22 protein-coding genes are annotated in these 22,582 nt (G+C 70.6%); 4 read left to right on the top strand and 18 right to left on the bottom strand.

Annotated elements, in window-relative coordinates; all coding sequences use genetic code 11:
* Genes ACZ5KV_RS01215 through ACZ5KV_RS01205 form a run of 3 tightly spaced genes read right to left on the bottom strand, consistent with a single transcriptional unit; the run spans position 1 to position 2,877 of the window.
* Positions 1-1,314, bottom strand: a complete 1,314-nt coding sequence (locus ACZ5KV_RS01215) for a 3-deoxy-D-manno-octulosonic acid transferase (RefSeq protein ID WP_464240521.1) — start codon at positions 1,312-1,314, stop codon at positions 1-3.
* A complete protein-coding gene (locus ACZ5KV_RS01210; protein WP_464240520.1) occupies positions 1,311-2,234 on the bottom strand; it encodes a D-alanine--D-alanine ligase family protein in 924 nt (307 codons plus the stop codon). The genes ACZ5KV_RS01215 and ACZ5KV_RS01210 overlap by 4 nt, the downstream gene beginning before the upstream one ends.
* Positions 2,191-2,877 carry a phosphohydrolase gene (locus ACZ5KV_RS01205; RefSeq protein ID WP_464240519.1) on the bottom strand — a complete coding sequence of 229 codons (687 nt, stop codon included), beginning with the start codon at positions 2,875-2,877 and terminating at the stop codon, positions 2,191-2,193. Before ACZ5KV_RS01205 ends, ACZ5KV_RS01210 begins: the two co-directional genes overlap by 44 nt.
* A 197-nt stretch (positions 2,878-3,074) precedes the next feature.
* Here ACZ5KV_RS01205 and hypD point away from each other — a divergent pair, with 197 nt between their 5' ends.
* The 3 genes from hypD to ACZ5KV_RS01190 all read left to right on the top strand — a co-directional run bounded on the left by hypD (position 3,075) and on the right by ACZ5KV_RS01190 (position 6,338).
* Positions 3,075-4,166 carry a hydrogenase formation protein HypD gene (gene hypD, locus ACZ5KV_RS01200; RefSeq protein ID WP_464240518.1) on the top strand — a complete coding sequence of 364 codons (1,092 nt, stop codon included), beginning with the start codon at positions 3,075-3,077 and terminating at the stop codon, positions 4,164-4,166.
* Positions 4,167-4,170: 4 nt separating this feature from the next.
* On the top strand, positions 4,171-5,178 hold the full coding sequence (gene hypE, locus ACZ5KV_RS01195; protein WP_464240517.1) for a hydrogenase expression/formation protein HypE: 1,008 nt from the start codon (positions 4,171-4,173) through the stop codon (positions 5,176-5,178).
* A 248-nt stretch (positions 5,179-5,426) separates the two neighbouring features.
* Positions 5,427-6,338 (top strand): sensor histidine kinase, encoded by a 912-nt coding sequence (locus ACZ5KV_RS01190; RefSeq protein WP_464240516.1) that lies wholly within the window; start codon positions 5,427-5,429, stop codon positions 6,336-6,338.
* Here ACZ5KV_RS01190 and ACZ5KV_RS01185 read toward each other — a convergent pair.
* Entirely contained in the window at positions 6,331-6,780 is a 450-nt protein-coding gene (locus tag ACZ5KV_RS01185) for a pyridoxamine 5'-phosphate oxidase family protein (protein ID WP_464240515.1), read from the bottom strand. The genes ACZ5KV_RS01190 and ACZ5KV_RS01185 overlap by 8 nt on opposite strands.
* Positions 6,781-6,899: 119 nt before the next feature.
* Complete coding sequence (locus ACZ5KV_RS01180; RefSeq protein ID WP_464240514.1) at positions 6,900-7,412, bottom strand: TetR/AcrR family transcriptional regulator; 513 nt, start codon at positions 7,410-7,412, stop codon at positions 6,900-6,902.
* A gap of 789 nt (positions 7,413-8,201) precedes the next feature.
* Here ACZ5KV_RS01180 and ACZ5KV_RS01175 point away from each other — a divergent pair.
* On the top strand, positions 8,202-10,193 hold the full coding sequence (locus ACZ5KV_RS01175; RefSeq protein ID WP_464240513.1) for a flagellar assembly protein A: 1,992 nt from the start codon (positions 8,202-8,204) through the stop codon (positions 10,191-10,193).
* Positions 10,194-10,259: 66 nt separating this feature from the next.
* Here the strand turns inward: ACZ5KV_RS01175 and ACZ5KV_RS01170 are convergent, their stop codons facing one another.
* From ACZ5KV_RS01170 to flhA, 13 genes are all read right to left on the bottom strand, one after another.
* Positions 10,260-11,921 (bottom strand): NAD+ synthase, encoded by a 1,662-nt coding sequence (locus ACZ5KV_RS01170; protein WP_464240512.1) that lies wholly within the window; start codon positions 11,919-11,921, stop codon positions 10,260-10,262.
* Positions 11,922-11,946: 25 nt separating this feature from the next.
* Complete coding sequence (locus tag ACZ5KV_RS01165; RefSeq protein ID WP_464240511.1) at positions 11,947-12,906, bottom strand: chemotaxis protein; 960 nt, start codon at positions 12,904-12,906, stop codon at positions 11,947-11,949.
* Positions 12,907-12,944: 38 nt separating this feature from the next.
* A complete protein-coding gene (gene ispH, locus ACZ5KV_RS01160; RefSeq protein WP_464240510.1) occupies positions 12,945-13,790 on the bottom strand; it encodes a 4-hydroxy-3-methylbut-2-enyl diphosphate reductase in 846 nt (281 codons plus the stop codon).
* Between the two features lie 47 nt (positions 13,791-13,837).
* The gene (locus ACZ5KV_RS01155) at positions 13,838-14,815 is read right to left on the bottom strand and encodes a tRNA dihydrouridine synthase (protein ID WP_464240509.1); all 978 of its coding nucleotides are present in this window, start codon (positions 14,813-14,815) and stop codon (positions 13,838-13,840) included.
* Between the two features lie 135 nt (positions 14,816-14,950).
* Positions 14,951-15,823 carry a hypothetical protein gene (locus tag ACZ5KV_RS01150; RefSeq protein ID WP_464240508.1) on the bottom strand — a complete coding sequence of 291 codons (873 nt, stop codon included), beginning with the start codon at positions 15,821-15,823 and terminating at the stop codon, positions 14,951-14,953.
* A gap of 4 nt (positions 15,824-15,827) precedes the next feature.
* Entirely contained in the window at positions 15,828-16,247 is a 420-nt protein-coding gene (locus tag ACZ5KV_RS01145; RefSeq protein ID WP_464240507.1) for a hypothetical protein, read from the bottom strand.
* Between the two features lie 39 nt (positions 16,248-16,286).
* Complete coding sequence (locus ACZ5KV_RS01140) at positions 16,287-16,622, bottom strand: hypothetical protein (protein ID WP_464240506.1); 336 nt, start codon at positions 16,620-16,622, stop codon at positions 16,287-16,289.
* 1 nt (position 16,623) lies between these two features.
* Positions 16,624-17,331, bottom strand: a complete 708-nt coding sequence (locus ACZ5KV_RS01135) for a flagellar basal body-associated FliL family protein (protein ID WP_464240505.1) — start codon at positions 17,329-17,331, stop codon at positions 16,624-16,626.
* Positions 17,332-17,367: 36 nt separating this feature from the next.
* Positions 17,368-17,754 (bottom strand): chemotaxis response regulator CheY, encoded by a 387-nt coding sequence (locus ACZ5KV_RS01130; RefSeq protein WP_464240504.1) that lies wholly within the window; start codon positions 17,752-17,754, stop codon positions 17,368-17,370.
* 14 nt (positions 17,755-17,768) lie between these two features.
* Positions 17,769-18,557: a FliA/WhiG family RNA polymerase sigma factor gene (locus tag ACZ5KV_RS01125; protein ID WP_464240503.1), complete on the bottom strand. Its 789-nt coding sequence runs from the start codon at positions 18,555-18,557 to the stop codon at positions 17,769-17,771.
* A complete protein-coding gene (locus ACZ5KV_RS01120; RefSeq protein WP_464240502.1) occupies positions 18,511-19,371 on the bottom strand; it encodes a MinD/ParA family protein in 861 nt (286 codons plus the stop codon). The genes ACZ5KV_RS01125 and ACZ5KV_RS01120 overlap by 47 nt, the downstream gene beginning before the upstream one ends.
* Positions 19,352-20,437, bottom strand: coding sequence for a flagellar biosynthesis protein FlhF (locus ACZ5KV_RS01115; protein ID WP_464240501.1), 1,086 nt, complete (start codon positions 20,435-20,437; stop codon positions 19,352-19,354). Before ACZ5KV_RS01115 ends, ACZ5KV_RS01120 begins: the two co-directional genes overlap by 20 nt.
* 38 nt (positions 20,438-20,475) lie before the next feature.
* Entirely contained in the window at positions 20,476-22,578 is a 2,103-nt protein-coding gene (gene flhA / locus ACZ5KV_RS01110; protein ID WP_464240500.1) for a flagellar biosynthesis protein FlhA, read from the bottom strand.
* Positions 22,579-22,582 lie beyond the last annotated feature (4 nt).

The raw sequence follows: 22,582 nt of genomic DNA, 5'->3' as shown, positions 1-22,582 counted from the left end.
TCACAGGTAGCTTGCGATACGTTCGGCGGCCTGCCGGGTTCCGCCCCGGCGGTCGTTCACATAGGCCGCCACCCGGGCGCGCACATCCTCACGCGCGGCGGGGCGGCGCAGGGCCGCGACCATGGCCCCGGCCAGTTCCCGGGGGCCGTCCACTTCGACGGCCAGGCCCAGGTTCACGATCTCGCGGCCGATCCAGGCGAAGTTGGACCAGTGCGGGCCGATGACGGGCACCACGCCGTGGGCCAGGGGTTCGAGGAAATTCTGCCCGCCCAGGGGGCGCAGGCTGCCGCCCACGAAGGCCGCCGTGCAGAAGGCGTAGGCCTCGGCCAGCTCCCCGAAGGTGTCCCACAGGACCACCGCGCCGGGGGCGGGCGGCCCGCTGTGCGAGGACAGGGCCGAGCGCATGACGGGCGACAACCCGGCTTCATACAACGCCCGGCGCCAAAAGTCGAGTCTGTGCATGTGCCGGGGAAAGACGGCCAGCCCGGCCCCGGGCTCCGCGGCGCGGATTTCGCGCAGGGCGGCCAGGGCGTCCTGTTCCTCCTGGCGGCGCACCGAGGCCAGCACGGCCCAGGGCCGGCCGTCGCCCATGATCGCCGCCACGGGGCCCGCTTTGGGGGCGGCGGCGCCCTCGGCCGCTCCGGGCGCCAGGGCCGGGAAGCGGTCGAACTTGATGTTGTGCATGCGCTCCACGCGTCCGGCTCCGAAGAGCAGGGCGAAGCGCAGGGCCGCCTCGTCGGACACGGCCAGGATGCGCTCGGGCGCAAGCTCGCGCAGCAGGGCCCCGGCGCAAAGATATCCCGCCAGGCTCCTGGCGTTCATGCGTGCGTTGGCCAGGACCACGGGCACGTCGAATTCCTTTGCCGCCGCCAGCAGCCCGGGCCAGATTTCCGTTTCCAGCAGCACCAGCACCCGGGGGCTGGTCTGCTCCATGGCCCGGGCCATGAGCGAGGGCTGGTCGAAGGGGCAGTAGGCCGGGATGAGGCTGACCCCGGGGCGCAGTTCGGCCACTTCGGCGGCGGCGCGCTCGAGCACTTCGCGGCCCTGGCGGGTGTTGGTGGTCGCCAGGATGCGCAGGGGGCGCTCCTCGGCCATGGCCTCGGGCAGGGCCAGGGCCAGCTCGCGCACGAGGTAGGCCTCGCCGCCCGAGGCCGCCTGCATCCAGACGTCCACGAAGCCGTCGGGCCCGGTGCGCAGCAGGCGCTCGGCAAACCCCTCGCGCAGGCGCGGGGCCAGCCACAGCGCCGGAATGGCCAGGGGCCAGAGCAGGTCGTAGAGCCCGATCAGGGCCTTGCACTTGCCGCGCAGGGTCACGGCCGGGCCTCCCCGCGCGCGCGGGCCAGCCCGAGGTCCATCAGCCGGGCGATGAGGGCGTCGAAATCCAGGCCCACGGCGGCGGCCTCCTGGGGCAGCAGGCTCGTGGGCGTCATGCCCGGCAGGGTGTTGATTTCCAGCAGCAGGGGCTTGCCGTCGCGGACCAGGAAATCCGCCCGGCTGTAGCCCGCAAGGCCCAGGGCCCGGTGCGCCGCCAGGGTGATGGCCTGAATCTCCCCGCTCAGTTCCCGGGGCACGGGCGCGGGGCAGACTTCCTCGCAGCGCCCGGCCTCGTATTTGCTGGCGTAGTCGAAAAAGGGCGCGTCGCCCGCCGGGCGGATGGCCACCAGGGGCAGGGCCTCGTCGCCGAGCACGCCGCAGGTCAGCTCGTCGCCGGGCAGGTAGGGCTCCAGCAGGGCCTCGCTGCCCGAGGCGAAAATGGCCCGCAGGGCGGCGGCCAGTTCGTCCCGGCCGCGCACGCGGGTGGCGCAGACGCTGGAGCCGCCGGTGTTGGGCTTGGCGAACAGCGGGAAGGGCAGCCGGGGCGTGAAGCCCGGCCCCGGGTCGCGCGGGACGAATTCCCAGTCCGGCGTGGGCAGGCCCCGGTCGCGGAAGATGGCCTTGGAGGCGTTCTTGTTCAGCGCCAGATAGGAGCCCGCCGGGCCCGAGCCCTGGTAGGGGCAGCCCGCCACGTCGAGCATGGCCTGGATGAGCCCGTCCTCGCCGGGGGCGCCGTGCAGGTTGATGAAGGCGAAGTCGACCCCGCGGGCGGCGTCGAGCAGGCCGCCCAGGTCCGCCACGGGGTCCAGGTCGGCCACCTCGTGCCCCAGGCGGACCAGGGAGCGGCGGATGCCCCGGGCACCCGACAGGGAGACTTCACGCTCGGGCGACCAGCCGCCCGCTATCAAAAGGACACGCATGGAGCTTGACCTCCAGGAGTTCGCTTAAGGTGTGTTCCACGGCCCGGCCCTGGCGGAAGGCGGCGTCGATGCGTTCGCGGGCCGTCTCGTTCTTGCCGTAGCGCTCGAAGAGGTCCGTATAGCGCGCGCCGAGGGACACCACGGCGTCGTGGCGCACGCGTTTGTCGGCGTATTGCACGGCCAGGGGCAGGAAATAGCGCGCGGGCTCCACGGGGTAGGGCCACCAGACGTGGTGCATGACGCCCTGGGCCAGGGCCGGGTTGCCCGTGGCCTCCAGGGCCCAGGCCGCGCCGAGCTGGGCGTGGTTGCCGCCGTGCTGCACGCAGTAGAATTTCGCCAGGTCGTGCAGCAGGCCCGAGGCGCGCACGGCCCGGGCCCAGCCCGGGGCGACGACGCCGAGCTCTTCGCCGCGCGCGGCCAGGGCGCCCGCGATGTCGCCGACCAGGGCGCTGTGGGCGCGGATGTTGTCCGGCACGCCGAAGCGGTCCCACAGGGTGTGGCACTGCGCGTCGGTGGGGATGGGGAATTCCGTCGGGTCCGGGGGCAGGGCGGGAGCCAGCAGGGCGGGGTCCTGCGCCGCCCGGGGCCCGGCGGGGCCGGGAGCCGGGGCGAAGGGGCTGGCGTGCGGGGTCTGGGCGGTCATGCGTCGCGTGGTCCGGGCTTGAAGGGCACGCCGGGCGCGCCGTGCGTCCGGTGCCCAGGGTTCTACCAGCGTCACCGTGAAAAAGAAAGGGGTCGGCCTTGAGGTCATGGCGGCTTCGTAGTATGGCCGGGGGCCGGGGCGGCACCCCGGCGCGCAGGCCGCCTGCGCCCAACCTGCAACCGGACCTGGGAGCGCACGTGAGCATTTTCGACCAATTCAGCGATCCTGACCTGTGTAAGGCCGTGCTGGACGCCATCCACCGCGAACTGGACGGCGAGCTGCGCTTCATGGAGGTCTGCGGCACGCATACGGTGGCCATCTTCCGCAGCGGGCTGCGCTCCATGCTGCCGCCCGGCATCAAGCACCTTTCGGGCCCGGGCTGCCCCGTGTGCGTGACCCACGAGAGCGAAGTGGGCATGTACATGGACCTGGCCGGGCGCGACGGAGTCATCGTGGCCACCTTCGGCGACCTGGTGCGCGTGCCCGGCCCGGGCGGCACCTGCCTCAAGGACGCCATGGCCCAGGGCGCGCGGGTCGCCGTGGTCTATTCGCCCTTCGACGCCATCACCCTGGCTCGCGAGAACCCGGGCGACACCGTGGTCTTCCTGGGCATCGGCTTCGAGACCACGGCGCCCACCGTGGCCGCCACCCTCCAGGCCGCCCGCGCCGCCGGGGTCGGCAACCTCCGGGTGCTGTCGTTCCACAAGCTGGTGCCCCCGGCCCTGCGCGCGCTGCTGGGCGACCCGGAGCTGAACCTGCACGCCCTGGTCATGCCCGGCCACGTTTCGACCATCATCGGCCTGGAGCCCTACCACTTCATCGCCGACGATTTCCACCTGCCCGCGGCCATCACCGGTTTCGATCCGCTGGACATCCTGCAATCGCTGCTGGACATCGTGCGCCAGCGCAACGCGGGCCGGGCCGAGGTAGTCAACCTCTACCGCCGCGCCGTGCAGGACCTGGGCAACCCCAAGGCCGTGGCGGTGATGGACGCCGTGTTCACGCCCACGGACGCCCTGTGGCGCGGCATCGGCCTGATTCCCGGCTCGGGGCTGGCCCTGCGGCCCGAATACGAAGCCTTCGACGCCCAGAAGACCCTGGGCCTGACCCTGCCCGAGGCCAAGCCCATTCCCGGCTGCCGCTGCGGCGACGTGCTGCGCGGCAAGCTGACCCCCGACCGCTGCCCGCTGTTCGCCAAGGCCTGCACCCCCGCCAAGCCCGTGGGCCCGTGCATGGTCTCCACCGAAGGCTCCTGCGCGGCCTATTTCAAGTACCAGTTGGAGATATAGGCAAATGGACGCCAAGCACATCCTTCTCGACTACGGCAGCGGCGGCAAGGCCTCCCAGCGGCTGATCAGCGAACTCTTCCTGCGCCATTTCGACAACCCCGTGCTGGCGCGCATGGACGACGCGGCCTTTCTGGACATCCAGGGCCCCCTGGCCATGAGCACCGACTCCTTCGTGGTCGATCCGGTGTTCTTCCCGGGCGGGAACATCGGCTCCCTGGCCGTACACGGCACGGTGAACGACGTGGCCATGCTCGGCGCGCGGCCCCGGTTCCTGTCCTGCGCGTTCATCCTGGAGGAGGGCTTCGAGCTGGAGAAGCTGGAGCGCATCGTGGAAGCCATGGGCAAGGCCGCGCGGGACGCCGGGGTCAGCATCGTCACCGGCGATACCAAGGTCGTGCCCAAGGGCATGGCCGACAAGATATTCATCAACACCACCGGCGTGGGCACCATGCTCGTGGCCGAGCACCCCAGCGGCCACCGCGCCGCGCCCGGAGACGCCGTGCTCGTTTCGGGCAGCATGGGCGACCACGGGCTGGCCATCCTGGCCCAGCGCGAGGGGCTGGCCTTCGAAACGCCCGTGCTCTCGGACAGCGCGGCCCTGAACGGCATGACCGAGCGGCTGCTTCTTGAGGTCGGCGACATCCACGTCATGCGCGACCCCACGCGCGGCGGGCTGGCCACGACCCTGAACGAGATCGCCGGGCAGTCCGGCGTGGGTATACTGCTCGACGAGCCGGCCATCCCCGTGAGCCCCGCCGTGCGCTCGGGCTGCGCCTTCCTGGGGCTGGACCCGCTCTACCTCGCCAACGAGGGCAAGCTGATCTGCATCCTGCCCGAGGCCAAGGCCGAAGCGGCGCTGGAAGTCATGCGCGCCGACCCCCGGGGCGCGGGAGCGCGGCGCGTGGGCGCCGTGGAGGCCGCCAACCCCGGCAAGGTCGTGCTGCGCACGGCCCTCGGCGGCAAGCGCCTGCTCAACATGCTCGAAGGCGAGCAGTTGCCGCGCATTTGCTAGCGTGTTCCGCACCCGGAATGTCGGCGCCCGGCATCCCGGGCGCCTGGACGCCATGAGCCGGACAAGGCGCCGGGGCCGGGCGCGCAACCGGAAAAGACGCGCGCGAACCCCGCCCCCGCCCCGTTGCGGCCCGCTGCCGAAAATCGTGCTGCGGGCCGCGTCTTTTTCTGCTAGTTTCCTCTCGTGGGCCGGGGTGCGCACCGGGCGCGCCGTCGGCTCCGTCGCCCGTCTCCTTGCCGGGAGCCGCCATGTCTTCGCCTTTCCTGTGGCCCGCCCTGCGCATCAGCGCGCTTTACGCCCTGTTCGGCTGGGTCTGGATCGTGTTTTCCGACCAGGCCGTGGAGGCGCTGGTTTCCGACCCCGGGCTGCGCGCGCTGATGCAGACCTACAAGGGCGCGTTTTTCGTCTGCCTGACGGCGGGGCTCTTGTTCGTCCTGCTGTGCGGGGAGCTGCGCACGCGCGAGCGCGACCGGGCCCGGCTGCGCGCCCTGCTGGATGAGCAGGTCGTGCTGCTGTCCGAACTGCACCACCGGGTGAAGAACAACATGCAGACCGCCGTGGGGCTGGTGGAACTCCAGGCCGCACAGTTCGCCGACCCCGCCGACCGGGCCCGGCTGGCCGACTGCGCCCGGCGCATCCGGGCCCTGGGGCTGGTGCACGAGGCCCTGAGCCGCGAGGGCGGCCAGGGGCTGGTGCATATGGACCGCTACCTGGACAGCCTGGGCGGCGAACTGCTGCATGCCTACGACGGGCAACGCCGGGGCGTGACCCTGGAAGTGGACGGGGGCGGTGTCGTTCTGGGGGTGGACCGGGCGACTTTCCTGGGGCTGGCCCTGGCGGAACTGCTGACCAACGCCTTCAAGCACGCCTTTCCCGCCGGGACGGGCGGCACGGTGCGCGTGACCCTGCGGGCCGACGGCGACTGGCTGGAGGCCGAGGTGGCCGACGACGGCCCGGGCCTGCCCACGGACCTGGACCCGGACACGGTCCAGTCCATGGGCATGACCATCCTCGGCGGACTGACGGCGCAGATGCGCGGGAGCCTGGAATTCTTCGGCCCGCCGGGCACCCGGGCCGTGCTGCGCGTTCCCCGCGAGGGCGCCGGGGGCCCGGAGGATGCGCGGCGTGCGGGCGGCGCGGAGGGCGGCGCCGCTACTTGAGCAGCGCGCCCAGATGCACCGGGGCCACGCCCTGAACGGTGAACTCGCGCACGAAACCGACGCTCCGGCCCAGCAGCCCGGCTCCGGCCAGGCGCAGGGCGCGTTCGGCAGCGGTGGCCGCCCGGCGGCGCCCGGCGCGGACCTTGAGCCGCAGCGCCGGGCCCGGGGGCAGCGCCCCGCGCAGCAGCCGCCGCCACCAGGAGCCCGCGCCGCCCACGGCCAGGATGGCCACCTCGGCCGCGCGTTCCAGCCCGCCGGGCATTACCGCCGTGTCGTCCTCGAAATAGAAGCCCCGCCCCTCGCCGGTGAGCACCACCGAGCCGATGGGCGTGACCCGGGGCGCGCCGTCGGCGTCCACGGTGCTCAGGGCGCGGAAGCGCGCGGCGGCCACGGTGCGCCTGATTTCGGTCCAGGGCATGGGGTCGGACGTTTCGGTCGCCATGTCCGCCGCCTGCCTCGGCGCCGTTCCGGGCATTTCGGCTCCGTCGGGTCTCCCGGTCTGGATGCGTTCGGCGGTCGTTTTGATGTTCGGCGACGGCGCAGCGGTCGCGGTCGGTGCGGTCATGAGTCCTCCTTGCCCCGGCGTTCGCCAGGGGCCATGCAGAGTTCCGTCCAAAGCACATCGAGCATGGCCGCGCGCTGGGCCGGGCCCAGGGGCGGAGCCAGGGCCTCGGCCCCGGCCAGCAGGGCGCAGCCCATGCGCGCCAGCAGGGCCGCCCGGGCGGAGTCGCCCGTGGTTTCGCGCAGCAGGGTTTCCAGGGTTTCCAGGCGCCGGGCATCCACGCGGCGCTGGTAGGCCCCGACTTCCGGGTCGCGCATGGCCCAGGCGCGGATGGCGGCCTCGGGGCCGCCCGGGGCGGGCAGCAGGGCGTCCAGGCGGCGGCGCGGGTTGCGCGCGCGGCCCGGAGCCACGGCCCCGGCGGCCCAGTGCTCCAGCAGGGCGCGCAGGAAGGCGTCCCGCCCGGAAAAATGATGATAGAACGAGCCTTTGGTCACCTTCAGGCGCGCGCACAGAGCCTCGATGGTCAGGGCGTCGATGCCGCCCTCGGCCAGCAGTTCCAGCCCTTGGCGCAACACGTCCTCCCGCGAGCGGCGCGGCGCGGCGGCCGCCTTGCGCCCGCCGCGTCCGGTCGTTCCTGTTTGAGTTCTGCACCCTGAAATTCCAGAAGAAAGTGCTCCGACGTGCCGCATGTTCCCGTTCCATTGCCGGTTGGGTTCTTTTGTTCAGTACCATACGGTATGGTATTGTTTAGCGCAACTCCGGAAGGTTGTCAACGGAATAGGGCCGGAAAGACTGGAAATGCGCGGGGGAGGGAGGCGAATTGGGAGCAGGGGCCGGAGGGGCGGGGAGAGCCCGGCATGCGTTCGCGTTCGACCGGAGGGCTTCGCAGCGGGCGCCGAGGCCGGAGGCCTTGCGCATACCGGGCCGGAAACCCGGCTACCGGAAGCCGGGGCAAACGGGGGCGGTGTAAGGCCGTTGCGCCTGGATTTTCCGACATGACGAAGACCACGGGAGGAGCTTTCGGCAAGCCGGGCGTGGTGGGAAAATGGGGAGGAAAACGCGGCGCACCGGGCCCGCGCGTTCGATTGCCGCCCGTCCTCGGCCGTTTTGCGGAGCCTGGAACATCGGCACTGCAACGCTATCCATGGGGCGGGCGACAGGGCGCTTTCGGCGAGGCTTGCCCATACCCCGCAGGGTGCGCCCGCAGAGGTGCCCGCCGGAATTGCCCGCCGGGCGGGAGAAAATACCTTTGCAGGTCCGCGCCCGGGGTGCTACCAGGAAAGCGATGGACTCTCCATCCCCCTGCGGCTGTTGAAAATCGCGCTCCCGGCCGCAGGCGGCAGCGCGCGTATGGGAGCTCCATGGTGCTCAAGCGATTCTTTGCCCTGCCGCCTTGCCCGCCCGAGGCGGGCGATGCGGACGGTCCGGACCGAGACGCCCTGGTCGGGCTGGCCCTGTCCGCCGACCGCATGACCCTTGCCGTGGGCTGCCATACGCCCGCGCGGGGCCGGGGCCGCGCCGTGGACGAAACGGCCCTGCGCCAGGCCGCGCGGCGGGCGGGAGTCGAGGCCGGGCTGGACCCGGAGGCGGTGCGCCGGGTGCTGGCGTTGCTGGCCTCGGGGGGCGATCCGCGCAAGGTGGTTTTGGCGCGCGGACGCGAGCCGGTGGCGGCGGCGGACGCCACGCTGACGCCGCTGCTGGACCTGACCCGCCCGGTGCCGGAGGGGGCGGTTTTCGCACGGCTGCAACCGGCGCGCCAGGCCCTGCCGGGCCGCGATCTGACCGGAACGCCCGTGCCCCCGGCACAGGCGGACCCGCCGCACGATCTGCTTCTGGACCGCGAGGCCGGGTGCCGCCGCGAGCCCGACGGGCGGCTGACGGCTCTGACGACGGGCATGGTCCGCGTGGCGGACGGACTGGTGCGTGTCGCGCCGCTGTTTGTCGTGGCGGACGACCGGCTGACCGTGACCGGCACGCTGCACGGATTCGACGCCCAGGGGCAGCGGTTCATCCTGAGCCGGGTGGAGCAGGAGTTGGAGCGCCTCGGCGTGAGCTTCGGCATCGACCTGGACGCGGCCGCCCGGGCGCTGGAAGAAGCCTGGGCCACCGGGCGGGCGGCGCCGGATGTCGTCCTGGCGCGGGGGCGCGCGCCGCGCCACGGCGAGGACGAGCGCCTGGAAATGCTTGTGGAGGAGAAAAATGCCCTGGGCAAGCTGGATTCCCAGGGGCGGCTGGACTACCGCGAGCGGGGCTTCAGTCCGGTGGTGGAGGCCGGGGAGGAGATCGCGCGGCTGCATCCGTCCACGCCAGGGGAGGCGGGGATGGACGTGTTCGGCCAGGAGCTGCCCGCGCGCCATGGGCGGCCTCTGGGGCTGCGCCTGGGCCGGGGGGTGGAGGCCGCGCCGGACGACGACGCCCTGCTGCGGGCCACGGCCACGGGCGTGGTGCTGCATCTGCGTAATGTCATTGAAATTTCCGATCTTCTCGTGGTGCCGGGCAATGTGGACCTGAGTACGGGGAACGTGCGCGTGCGCCAGGGCTCGGTGCGCGTGCGCGGGGGCGTGGGCTCGGGCTTTGCCGTGCAGGCGCCGCACAGCGTGCTGGTGGACGGCACGGTGGAGGACGCGGCCATCGAGTGCGGCGGCGATCTGGTCGTCGGCGGGGGCATCGCCATGTCCGGAGAGGCGCGCGACGGCGCGCGGAGCGAGGACGGCCCGGGCATCCGCGCCGGGGGCTCGGTGCGCGCGCTGTTCGCCCAGAATGCGCGCGTCACGGCTGGCGGCGACGTGCTGGTGGTGCGCTATATCGCCCACAGCGACGTTCACGCGGGGTTCATGGTCCGCGCCGGGGGCTCGGTGCGCGTGACGGGCGGCAGCGGGAGGATCATGGGCGGCACGGTGGTGGCCGGGCGGGGCATCGAGACGAGCGAGGCCGGGTCGCCCATGGGGGTGGCCACGGTGCTGGTCCTGTCCCAGGAAGTGCCCGAGGCCAAGCCGCTGGTGGACGAGAAGCGCGCCCTCAAGCGGCGCATCGCCCAGATCGACACCGGGCTGGCCAAGCTGCCCCCCGAGCGCATCGCGGCCCTGACCCCGGCCCGGCGCAAGACCCTCGATCAGGCCATCGAACTGCGCCGCGCCCTGGCCGCGCGGGTGGCCAAGGTCGGCCAGGCCCTGGCCGAACTGGCGCGCACGCTTATGGAAAGCGTGGAGGCCGCGCGGATCACCGTGCGCGGCACGGCGCACCCCGGGGTGGTCATCAAAATGGGCGGGACGGCCCTGCGCCTGGAGGAGCCCCTGCGGGACGTGGCCTTCACCTGGAGCCGCCGCACGCGCAGCATCAAGGTCCTGCGCTGAGGCCGGAACGGCCCGGGCGCGATCCGTTTTCGGGGCTTTGTCTTCCGGAATGCGCGCCGGGCGCGCTCAGGTGCGCAGGCGGGATGCTAGGGGCATGCGCCAGCCGGTGCCGAAGGCGCGGTCGGTGATCTTCAGGCCCGGGGCGGCCTGACGGCGTTTGAACTCCGCCCCGGCCACCAGTGCGGCCACGCGGCGGACCAGGGCCGGGTCGAAGCCCCGGGCGGCCACCTCTTCCGGGCTTTCGCGGCGCTCCACCAGTCCTTCCAGAATCGGGTCCAGCACGTCGTAGGGCGGCAGGGAGTCCTCGTCCTTTTGGCCGGGGCGCAGCTCCGCCGAGGGCGGCTTGGCGATGATGGGCGCGGGGACGACCTCGCGGCCCCGGGCGGCGTTGAGCCAGCGGCACAGGCTGAAGACCAGGGTCTTGGGCACGTCGGAGATGACGGCCAGCCCGCCGGACATGTCGCCGTAGATGGTGCAGTAGCCCACGGCCAGCTCTGATTTGTTGCCCGTGGTCAGGAGCAGGGCCCGGCGTTTGTTGGACAGGGCCATGAGCAGGTTGCCGCGGATGCGGGCCTGAATGTTCTCCTCGGTCACGTCGGGGGCGGCGCCCGCGAAGGCCGGGGCCAGGGCGGCGTCGAAAGCGGCCATGAGCGGGGCGATGGGCACTGTCATTGTTTCGATGCCCAGGCTGCGGCCCAGGGCCAGGGAGTCGTTCACGCTGCCGGGGCTTGACCACGGCGAGGGCATGAGCACGCCGAGCACGTTTTCCGGGCCCAGGGCCTCGGCGGCCACGGCGGCGGTCAGGGCCGAGTCGATGCCGCCGGACAGGCCGAGCAGCACCCGCGAAAAGCCGCACTTGCGCGCGTAGTCGCGCGTGCCGAGCACCAGGGCGCGCCAGGTTTCGCTTTCCGGGGCGAAGTCGTCGTCTTCCACGCGCCCGGGGGCGGGCGGAGCGCCGCCGTCGCCCAGGTCCACCAGCAGCAGGTCGGTCTCGAAGGCCCGGGCGCGGGCCAGCAGGGCGCCGTCGGGCCCGAAGGCCATGCTGCGCCCGGCGAAAAGCAGGTCGTCGTTGCCGCCGACCTGGTTGGCGTAGACCACGGGCAGGCGGTATTTGGCGGCCAGATGGCCGAGCATCTTCTGGCGCACCTGCTGCTTGCCCAGGGTGAAGGGCGAGGCCGAGAGGTTGAGCACCACGTCGGCGCCCAGGGCGGCCACGGCCTGCATGGGGTCGCCGGGGTAGCGGCGGTGCTCCCAGAACTGCGAGTCGTTCCACAGATCCTCGCAGATGGTCACGGCCAGGCGCCGCCCGCCGAGCTCGAAGCAGCCCGGGCCGGGCCCGGGCTCGAAGTAGCGGTCCTCGTCGAACACGTCGTAGGTGGGCAGCAGGGTTTTGGGGAAGCGGGCCTCGACGCGCCCGGCGCGCAGCAGGGCCGCGCCGTTGCGCAGCGGGCGGCCCGGCGCGGCGTCGCCCGCCCAGGCCGTGCCCACCAGCACCGGCGGCAGGGCGGCCAGTTCGCGGGCCAGCTCCGTGAGCCTGGCTTCGGCGGCCTGCACGAAAGACGGCGCCAGAAGCAGGTCGCGCGGCGGATAGCCGAGCAGGGCCAGCTCGGGCGTCAGGCACAGGTCCGCCCTCTGGGCGGCGGCGGCGCGCACGGCGTCGGCCAGCAGGGCGGCGTTGCCCGGCAGGTCGCCCACCGTGGGGTTGGTCTGGATCAGGGCGATGCGCATGATGCTGCGAAAGGAGCGGCCCGGGTCAGCCCTGGGCGGTGCCCATGCGCTCCTCGATGAGTTGGCGCGCGCGCAGGGCCAGCCTGGAGACCTCGGGCTTGGACACCTGCTCGTCGGCGCCCACGGATTCGCCCTTGTGGCGCAGCTTGTCGGTGATGAGCGAGGAGAACAGGATCACCGGCAGGTTCTTCAGGAAGGGGTCCTGGCGCACGCGCACGGTGAGGTTGTGCCCGTCCATGCTGGGCATCTCGATGTCCGAAACCAGGACGTTGACGTAGTCCCACAGGGCGCGGCCCTCGCTCTGGGCGGTGTCGCGGATGCGCTCCAGGCGCTCCCAGGCCATGCGGCCGTTGACCACGGTTTCCACCGCGAAGCCCGCCTTTTGCAGCAGGTCCTTGAGCATCTCGCGGACCAGGGCCGAGTCGTCGGCGACCAGGGCGCGGTAGCCCTGGTTGGAGGTCCAGTCGATGGTTTCGTCCAGGCGCAGGCCCAGGTTGGGGTTCAGGTCGGCGACGATCTTCTCCAGGTCGAGGATGAAGACGATGCGCCCTTCGAGCTTGACCACGCCGGTGATGGAGTTGTTGGACAGCGAGGAGACGTAGCGGTTGGGCTGCTCGACTTCCTCCCAACTGATGCGGTGGATGCGCGTAACCCCGGAAACCAGGAAGGCGGTGGTCACCTGGTTGAATTCGGTGACCACGACCTTGGGCGAGTCGGCCTCGGTGCGGTTCTTGCCGAGCCACATGGCCAGGTCCACCAGGGGGATGATGTGCGAGCGCTGGTTGAAGGCGCCGAGCACCGAGGGGTGGTTGACCTCGGGCATTTCGGTGATCTTGGGCTTGCGGATGATTTCCAGCACCTTGGCGACGTTGACGCCGTAGTACCCCTGGTAGGCGGCTCCGGAAGGGGAAACCTCGTCGATGTAGAATTCGACGATCTCCAGCTCGTTGGTTCCGGCTTCGAGAAGGATGTTGGTCTGGGACATGGAGCCTCCGGTGCGGCCTGGCGGGTCGCGTGGTGCGGTTAAAGCGCCGCGAGCAGGGCGCGTACTTCCTCTATTGTCTTATCGTGGGTCGAGGCCCCCGCTGTCAAGCCGACAGTTTCGCACCCCGCGAAATCGGCGGGGTTCAGTTCGGCGGCGGTTTCCACGTGCACGCAGGGCACGCCCTGTTCGGCCACGACCTTGGCCAGGCGGCGGGTGTTGCCGCTTTCGTAGCCGCCGACCACCACCATGCGCTGCACCCGGCGGGCCACGGCGATGGCCTCCTCCTGGCGCACGCGCGTGGCGTCGCAGATGGTTTCCAGCACGGGGACGGTGCGCGTCACCCGGGCCTGGACGTAGTCCTTGATGCGCTGGAAGACTTCCTTGTCCTGGGTGGTCTGGGCGGCCAGAACGTAGTCGCGCCCGGGGTCCAGCCTGCCTTCCAGTTCCTCCGGTTCGCCGAAGACCAGGGCCTCGGTGGATGCGTAGGACAGCAGGCCCTGCACCTCGGGGTGATTCTCTTCGCCGTAGAGCAGCAGCGTCCGCCCGCGCTGGGCCTGGCGTTCGATGAGCAGTTGGGCCTTTTTGACCTTGGGGCAGGTGGCGTCCACGACCTGCACGCCCAGGTCCGCCAGGGTGCGTTCCACGCCCACGGGCACGCCGTGGGCGCGAATGACCACCGTGGCGCAGGGCGGGGCCTCGCCGGGGCCGTCGATGCGCCGCACGCCGCGCCGGGCGTACATGTCGAGCACCTGGGGGTTGTGGATGATCGGGCCCAGGGTGCAGATGGGGCCGTCGGGCCTGCTTTCCAGCAGGCCGTCCAGCCGCTTGAGGGCCAGGCTGACGCCCATGCAGAAGCCGGCGGTTTCGGCGAGGATGACGCGCATGACGGATGCTTCCGGGTTGAGAAATGTGTAATCTGTTGAATATGAAACTATTGCGGGGGGCTGTCCAGGAGAAATGCGCAAATCAGTGCGTCCAGTTCCTCCCAGGTCCGGCAGTGGACCAGCCGGGCGCGCAGGGCTCGGGAGCCCGGCAGGTGGCGCACGTAGCGCGGCACGATGGTGCGCATCCGCAGCAGGGCGTGGCGCTCGCGCAGGTGCTCGCGGGCCAGGGCCGCGTGGCGGCGGATGATCGCCGCCAGCTCCGCCGGGGAGGGGGCGGGCAGCTCGTGCCCGGCCAGCAGGGCCGTGTGCCGCGCGAAGATGGACGGGCCGTAGAGGGCGCCCCGGGCGTACATGACCCCGGCCGCGCCGGTTTCGCGCAGGCAGCGCACCCCGGCCTCGGGGTCGAACAGGTCGCCGCTGGCGATGACCGGCACGCTCACGGCCTGGGCCAGGGCCGCAAGGCACGACCAGTCGGCATCGCCGGAATAGCCCTGGCGCGCATGGCGCGGATGCAGGGCCAGCCAGGCCGTGCCCGTGTCGGCCAGACGGCGGCCCAGTTCCAGGTAGTTGTCCTGCCCGGCGGCCCAGCCCCGGCGCAGCTTGACCCCGCAGCGGCCCGGCCCGGCCAGGGCGGCCATGCGCCCGGCGATGGCCACCAGCAGGTCGGGGTCGTTGTGCAGGGCGGCCCCGGCACCGGTCTTGACCACCTTGCGCACCGGGCAGCCCGCGTTGAGGTCGAACCAGCGGAAGCCCTGGTCCAGCAGCAGGCCCATGGCCCGCTCGATGTATTGCGGCTCGGAGCCGAAAAGCTGCACCACCAGGGGCGCGTCGGCCGGGGTGCGGGCCAGCAGTTCGGCAGTGCCGGGGCTGTCGTGGCACAGGCCCTTGGCGCTGACCATTTCGGTCACGGCCACGGCGGCGCCATGTTCGCGGCACAGCAGGCGAAAGGGCAGATCGGAAAATCCGGCCAGGGGCGCGAGCCAGGGCGCGTCGGGGGCGATGGGCGGGCTGTCGGGGTGGCGCATGGAACCGTGGTTCGGGGCTGGAGGTGGGCCCTGGGCAGGGGCGACCCGCGGGCCATAGCATCCCGGGCAGCGAAAGACAAGGCGCCGATGGCGGAGGGGCAGGAGCGTGACGGCGGGCGGGGGCTTCCCCGGGGCTCAGACCCTGCGCGAGAGCCGGGGCCGGGCTCCGGCGGCGCGCAGCAGCGGCGCCAGCACTCCGGCCCGGGCCGGAACGGGCAGGGTCGCCGGGGCGAAAAGACGCACCCCCGCACCGGGCCAGCCTTCGTCGCGCAGGGCGCGCAGCAGGTCGGCGGCGTCGTCGGGACGCTCGGCCAGCAGCCGGGCGCTGGCCCTGGGCGGGCTTTCCAGCAGCCGCAGTTCGCACTGGCCCGGGCCGGGCACGGCAAAGGCGAAGGTCGTTTCCGTCAGGGCCGGGGCGTTGGCCGAGGCTGGGCGCTCGGCCACGAGCATTTCGCCGGACAGGGCGCGCGGCAGCAGCCAGGGCCGGTATTCCAGGCGCCCGGCGCCCCGGGCGGCGGTCAGGGCGCTGGCGGCGGCCCGGGCCTGCTCCAGGGTCTGGAACAGGGCGTCCAACCCGGGTTCGGCGGTCAGGGCCCGGGCAAAGGCCGCCCGGCGCGCGGCGGGGTCCGCCCCGGCGGCGGCCATGGCCTCGCGCAGGGTGCCCGCGCCGGCCTCGAAGTGCGAGCGGGCGGTCCAGAAGGCGTCGGCCGCCGGGCCCAGGGGGTCGCCCAGGGCCCGGGCGACCTGGAGTTCGCGCAGCAGGATGTCGGGGTCGGTGCGCAGCACCTCGAAAAGCAGGATCGTTCCGGGCTCGGGGTTCGAGGCGATGTTGGCCAGCAGTTCCAGGCCCTGGAAGTCCACCCAGGCCAGCCCGGGGGCCTCGCGGCGCAGTACGCGCCCGGCCAGGCGCTCGCCGGGCCGGTGCCTGCGGCGGAAGGCCCCGGAGCGATCGCCGCTTTGGCCGCCGCCCTGGCCGCCCAGCCCCGCGCCGTAGCCTTGGATGCGCACGGCCCTAACCCTCGGCCTGGCCGAGAATCAGTTCCACTTCGTCCACGGACAGGCCGGTGGCCATGGCCAGAGCCTGGGCGGGCTTGCCCTGGCGGTGGCCCGAAAGGACGACCTCGCGCAGGAAGCGCGGCGAGCGGCTGACCTGCTCGGCCTGCCTGAGCAGTTTTTCCAGCTCGGCGGCGCGGGCCTGGAGGCGCTGATCCAGCCCGGAGAGCACCTCCTGGCGCTGGGCGAAGGTGGACACGAGTTCCTGTTCCAATTCGGCGTTGAAGTGCAGTTTGCGCAGGAGCAGCTCCTGCTTTTCCTGCAGGGCGCCGAGCAGCGCCTCGGAGCGGCGCAGGCGCAGAAAGAACACCAGGACCACCACCAGCAGCACCAGTTCGCTGAGGCTGACCACCAGGAGCAGGACGAGAGACGGGGACATGCGTGCTTCCATGGCCGGGCGCGCGGGGCGGTCGGCGGTTCAGATCTTGAGGTTGATGATGTTGCCCGCCCAGGGGGACGCGGCCTTGGGCTCGTCCTGGTCGTCCTGGTTCCGGTCGTCCTCGGGGTCGGGTTTGCGCCGGGCCTCGCGGCGCGGCTCGGGTTGGGTTCCGCCCCGGCGCTGGTCGTCGGTCACGGCGGTCTTTTCCTTCTTGTCGATTTCCTGGACCTGATCCCGCGACAGTTCCTGGTGCTGGCGCGCCAGTTCCTCGGAAAAGCGCGTCTGGGCGGCGGGCCCCGACTGCTCGGCGCTGGTCAGCTTGGCCAGGTGCGGCAACTGGGCCAGCAGCACCGGGAGGTTGATGGTCGCGGGCATCTCATTTCACCAGATACTGGTCCACCAGGATGGTTTCCAGCCTTCCCACGCTGAGGTACTGGTTCATGACGGACAACAGGTCCGCCTTCAATGTCTCCACGTTGTTCTTGTCGGACAGGTAGGTCAGGTCCTTGTTCTTGAGATAGTAGTAGACCGCGTCCCGCAGGATGGTGGTCTTCTGGGAAATTTCGAAGGAGAACTTCTCGTCCTGCGTGACGGCGGTGAACTGGCAGACGAGAAAGCGCACCGTGCCCTGGTCGTCGCGCTTTTCCACCCAGAAGGGGGCCAGCGTGACCATGTAGTCCTTGGGCTGCTCCGGCTCGGGGGCCGGGGGCGGCGGCGGCGCCTCGGCGCTTTCGGCCGGGGCGGGGGGCTCGGGGGCGGGCTCGGAGCCCGGGCGTAGCGCCAGCCATGCCAGCAGCACGAGCAGGAGCAGCAGGCCGACCCCGGCGGGGATGATGATCTTCCTGCGCCGATACCAGGGGTCGGCGGTTTTGGGGGCGGGGTCGAGGGCGACGGGAGCGGCGGACTGCTCCTCGGGTTGTTCCTCCTCTTCCTCCTCCTCTTCCTCGAGGAAGGGCGCGTCCTCAAGGTCGAGTTCGACTTTTTGCTGTTCCCGGGGCAGCCCCGCGGTCAACTCCTCGACATCCAGTTCCGCCTTGGCGCCGTCGTCTTCAAGGCCGGGGGGGATGCCGGGACCGGGAACCATGGGAACCACCGCTGCGCAAGGCGCCCAGGCGGCCTGCTACCTGCGCTCGAAGATCTTGTCGATCTTCTGGGACAGGGTCTCGGCGGTGAAGGGCTTGACGATGTAGTTGGACACCTTGGCCTGGACCGCCTCGATGATGTTCTCCTGCAAGCCCTCGGCGGTGACCATCAAAAACGGGATGTGTTGGAACTCCTCGCTGGCGCGGACCTTGCGCAGCAGGTCGATGCCCGGCATCTCGGGCATGTTCCAGTCGGACACGATGAAGTCGATCTTGTCCTTGTTGAGGATTTCCCAGGCGGTGCTCCCGTCGTCGGCTTCGACAATATTGTTGAAGCCGAGCTGGCGCAGGATGTTTTTGATGATCCGGCGCATGGTCGAAAAATCGTCCACGACGAGAACGCGCATGTTTTTGTCGTAAGCCATGAAAATCTCCCGCTCTACTCCAGGCCGTAGGCGGCCCGGAATTTGTGTCGCAGCTTCTTGAGGGCCTGGGAGTGGAGTTGGGACACCCGACCCTCGGTGATGCCCATAACCTCCGCAGTTTCCCGCATGTTCAACTCGTCGCTGTAATAAAGCGATAATACCAGTTTCTCGCGGAGGGTCAACTCGTCTATCAGCTTGGCGATTTTGTCAACAACATCCTGCATGGCCGCCGAGCGGTAGGGCTCGTTGTCGTTGTGCGCCCCGTGTTCGGCGGAGAAGTGGTCCTGGATGGTTTCCAGGCTCAGGCAGAGCTGGTTTTGCAGGGCGGCAAGGCCGGACTCCACGTCCTTGCGCGACAGGCCCGTTTCGCGCATCAGCTCCTCCCGGGTGGGCTTGCGCCCGGTCTGGTGCTCCAGGGTCAGGGTGGCGTCCTCAAGCTGGCGCACCCGGGCGCGCAGCCCGCGCGAGAACCAGTCCATGCGCCGCAACTCGTCGAGCATGGCGCCCTTGATGCGGTTTTCCGCATAGGTCTCGAACTTGATGTTCAGCTCGGGTTTGTACTTGCGCAGGCACTCGATGAGCCCCAGGGTTCCGGCGGAGATCAGCTCGCCCAGGTCCACCTGCTGGGGCAGCTTGCCCTTCAGGCGCAGGGCCAGAATCTTCACCTTGGGGGCGAAGTGGCGGACGATGGCGTCCTGCTCCCGGGCGTTGAACTGGGCCCACGCGCACTCCCCGGTTTCGAGGAGCTTCCACGGCTCAGTTCTGGAAGAGGAGCTTTTTCCAGAAAAACTTAATGTTTCCATCGAGCTGTGTCGTTCCCTTCCATGAGGTTACCTTCCTGGCGACCTCCGCCAGGGCGGTGGCTGCCGGACCGTCCGGGTCCAGCACGGTAAACGGCGTCTGGCGCACCACGGCCGTGCGCACCCCCGGGTCGAAGGGCACCACTCCCGCGAGGTCCAGGGAGATGCCCGACAGGAAGTGGTCGCACGCGGCGTGCAGCTTGGCGTAGACCTCGCGGGCGGCCTTGGGCGTGCGGGCCATGTTCACCAGCACCCGGAAGCGGTCCACGTCGTGTTCGGCCTTGAGCACCTTGATCAGGGCGTAGGCGTCGGTCAGCGAGGTGGGCTCGGGGGTGAGCACGAGCAGCCGCTCCTGCACGGCGAGGTTGAAATACAGGACGTTTTCGTTGATGCCCGCGCCGGTGTCCACGATGAGAAAGTCCACCTCGTCCTCCATGGCGTCCATGGATTCCAGCAGGTCGAGCTTCTGGCCGGTGTGCAGCTCCAGCATCTCGCCCACGCCCGAGGCGGCGGGCAGGATGGAGAAGCCGTAGGGCGTGGGCAGGAGGATGTCGGCCAGTTCGGCCCCCTCCTGGAACAGGTGGAAAAGGTTCTTCTCCGGCGTCAGGCCGAGAACCACGTCCACGTTGGCCAGGCCGAGGTCGGCGTCGAGCAGGACCACGCGCTTGCCCGCGCGGGCCAGCAGGCAGGCGAGGTTCACGGAAATGTTGGTCTTGCCCACCCCGCCCTTGCCGGAGGTCACGGAGATGACCTTGGGCGTGGCCTGGGCGCGTCCTGCGCGGGGGGCGGGCCTTTCCCTAGTGAGCGTATCGGCCACGTTTCTCCTCGATGGGGCTTTGCGGCAGCTCGTGCTTGAACAGGAGCTTCCAGAGCATGATCGCCTTGGCCGGAACCAGGGTGCCCCGCAGGCCCGTCCCGAAGGACAGGGCCGACACGGGCAGGCCCGTTGCGTAGGCGGCGTTGACGATGTCCCCGTAGTTACAGGCTTCGTCGAGCTTCGTCCAGACGAGGGACGCCGTTTTCGGGGATTTGTAGGCCCGCAGGTAACTGGAAAGCTGCGCACCGGCATACAGCGGCGAGAGCACCAGGTGCACGGCCAGGTCGTCGCGTTCGGACAGGCCGAGCAGCTTCAGGTAGCCGTCCAGGGTCAGGCCCTTGCCCACGGGGGGCAGGTCCAGGAACACCTTGTCAAATTTTTGTCCGGCGGCGAGCACGCCCGCGAGGTCGCGCGGGCTGGCTGCCTCGCGGAAGGTAATGCCAGACAACTCGGCGTAATGCTTGAGGAACATGCGGCCCTTGGCCTGGGCTGCGTCGGCGTTGACCAAAAGGATGCGCGCGCCGGGGCGGGCCTGCTGGCAGGCCAGGGCCATGCGCAGCAGCGTGGTGGTCTTGCCCGCGCCGCTGGGCCCGGCCACGGCGTGCAGGCGCTGGGGCCAGTGGCGCGCGTCCATGGGCGCGGCGGCGACCATGGCGCCCAGGGGCGCCAGGATGGAGGCCTGCCGGTCGGCGCGCAGCGCCGCCGCCAGGGCCATGACGGCGCCTTCGCCCACGCCCTCGGCCTCCAGGTGCTCCAGGGCCTGACGCTGGCGCGGGGCCAGGGCGCCCAGGTCGAGCTGCGGGCGCATGAGCGCCGTCAGGTGGGCCTTGATCTGGTCCCACTCTCGGTGCCATTCGCCCCAGCCCGGGGCCGGGGCCGCCAGGGCGTCGTCGCCGGGCGCGGCCTGGGGCAGCGGGGAGTCCAGTGCGGCGGTGATCTCGCACCAGCTCCGGCCGCCCTCGGCGCATTTGCGGGTGGAAAGGATCACGGCGTCGCCGCCCAGTTCGGCCTTGACCCGGGCCATGGCGGCCGGGGCATCCTTGGCTGTGAACGTCTTAACCTGCATGGGGCCTGTCCGTGCGGTCTGTGGGTTGCGCTCTCAAGTCAGTTGCCATTGCCGGGCATGTCCACGTGGGCCAGGGTCTGCAACTTCACGTCCGCCGGAATCTCGGCCTGGGAGATGACCGGCAGGTTCGGGATGAACCTATGCAGCAGTTGTGCCAGGTGCGGGCGCACCGCCGGGGTGGTCAGCAGCACGGGCTGGCCGTCGGTGTTCACGGCGCGCTCGGCGGCGTCGTTGATCAGGTTGATGACGCGCTGGGCCAGGGCCGGGTCCATGGCCAGATAGGCGCCGTGCTCGGTCTGGCGCAGGTTTTCGCTGAATATCTTGTCGATCCGGGGCGCCAGGGTCACGATGGGCAGGGTGCCCTTGGAGTCCAGGTAGGGCTTGGTGATGGTCCGGCCCATGCGCGAGCGCACGTATTCGGTGAGCTGGTCGGTGTCCTTCACCGAGCGGCCGTAGTCGCCCAGGGTTTCCACCACGGTCAGCAGGTCGCGGATGGAGATGTGCTCGCGCACGAGGTTCTGGAGCACCTTCTGCACGGCGCCCAGGTCCATGGCGCCGGGCACGATGTCCTCCACGGCCTTGGGCGCGCGCTTGGCCAGGTTGTCCAGCAGTTCCTGCACCTCCTGGCGGCCCAGGAACTCGTGCAGATTGCGCTTGAAGACCTCGGTCAGGTGCGTGGCGATGACCGTGGAGGGATCGACCACCGTATACCCGGCGAGCATGGCTTCCTCCTTCTGGGCTTCGGGAATCCACAGCGCCGGAAGGTTGAAGGCCGGCTCCATGGTTTCGATGCCCTGGATGCGGTGCTTGGCGTCGCCGGGGTCCATGGCCAGATGATGGTCGACCATGATCTCGCCCGTGGCCACCTGGTTGCCCTTGATGAGTACGCTGTACTGCCCGGGCTTGAGCTGGAGGTTGTCGCGCAGGTGCAGCGAGGGCACGACCACGCCCATGTCCAGGGCGAACTGGCGGCGGATGGAGCGGATGCGCGCCAGCAGGTTGCCGTCCTGCTCCTCGTCCACCAGGGGGATGAGCCCGTAGCCCACTTCCAGCTCCAGCACGTCCAGGGGCAGCAGGGTCTGGACCTCCTCGGGGCTGTCCAGGGTCTGGGGGGCCTTGGCCTTGGCGCGGGTCTGCTCGCCCTGGGCCTCCTGGTGGCGGGCCGACAGGGTGGAGAGGAAGAACACCAGCCCCGCCAGGGCCAGGAAGACCAGCATCGGCATGCCCGGCACCAGGGAGAAGACCACCAGGATCACCGACACGAGCTTGAGGGCCCGGGTGTGGAAGGTGAGCTGCGCCAGGAACTCCTGGCCCATGCGCGCCTCGGCCGCCGCGCGCGAGACGATGATGCCCGCGCTGGTGGAGACGATGAGCGAGGGGATGGTCGCCACGAGGCCGTCGCCGATGGTCAAAAGGGTGTAGGTCTGGGCCGCGTCGGTCCAGCTCAGGCCCTTTTGCAGGGTGCCGATGAGGATGCCGCCCACGAGGTTGATGGCCGTGATGAGAATGCCCGCCTTCACGTCGCCGGAGACGAACTTGCCCGCACCGTCCATGGCGCCGTAGAAGTCGGCCTCCTTGCGGATGGCGTGGCGCCGCGAGGTGGCCTCCTTCTCGTCGATGAGCCCGGCGTTCAGGTCGGCCTCGATGGCCATCTGCTTGCCGGGCAGGCTGTCCAGGGTGAAGCGCGCGGCCACCTCGGCGATACGCGTGGTGCCGTTGACGATGACCATCTTGTTCAGCGCGAACAGGATGAGGAAGATGACGATGCCGACGATGTAGTTGCCGCCGACCACGAACTGGCCGAAGGTCTGGATGACCTTGCCAGCGGCCTGGGGGCCGGTGTCGCCCGTGAGCAGGATGAGCCGCGTGGAGGCCACGTTGAGGGCCAGGCGCAGCATGGTCGTCACCAGCAGCAGCGAGGGGAAGATCGAAAATTCCAGCGGGCTGGACATGAACATGGAGGTCACCAGGACCACCAGGCTCAGGCTGATGGAAAAAGTCAAAAGAATGTCCAGAAAGATCGTGGGCAGGGGGATGAGCATCACGAACAGGATGATGACCACACCCGTTGCCAGCAGGACATCGCCCTGCTTTTCAAAGCGCCCGTAGTCGAGGTTCAGCGCGCCGCTGCTTGGAGCCATTGCT

This window comes from Desulfocurvus thunnarius (assembly GCF_055390965.1).
This window is presented reverse-complemented; position numbering and strand designations above follow the sequence as displayed.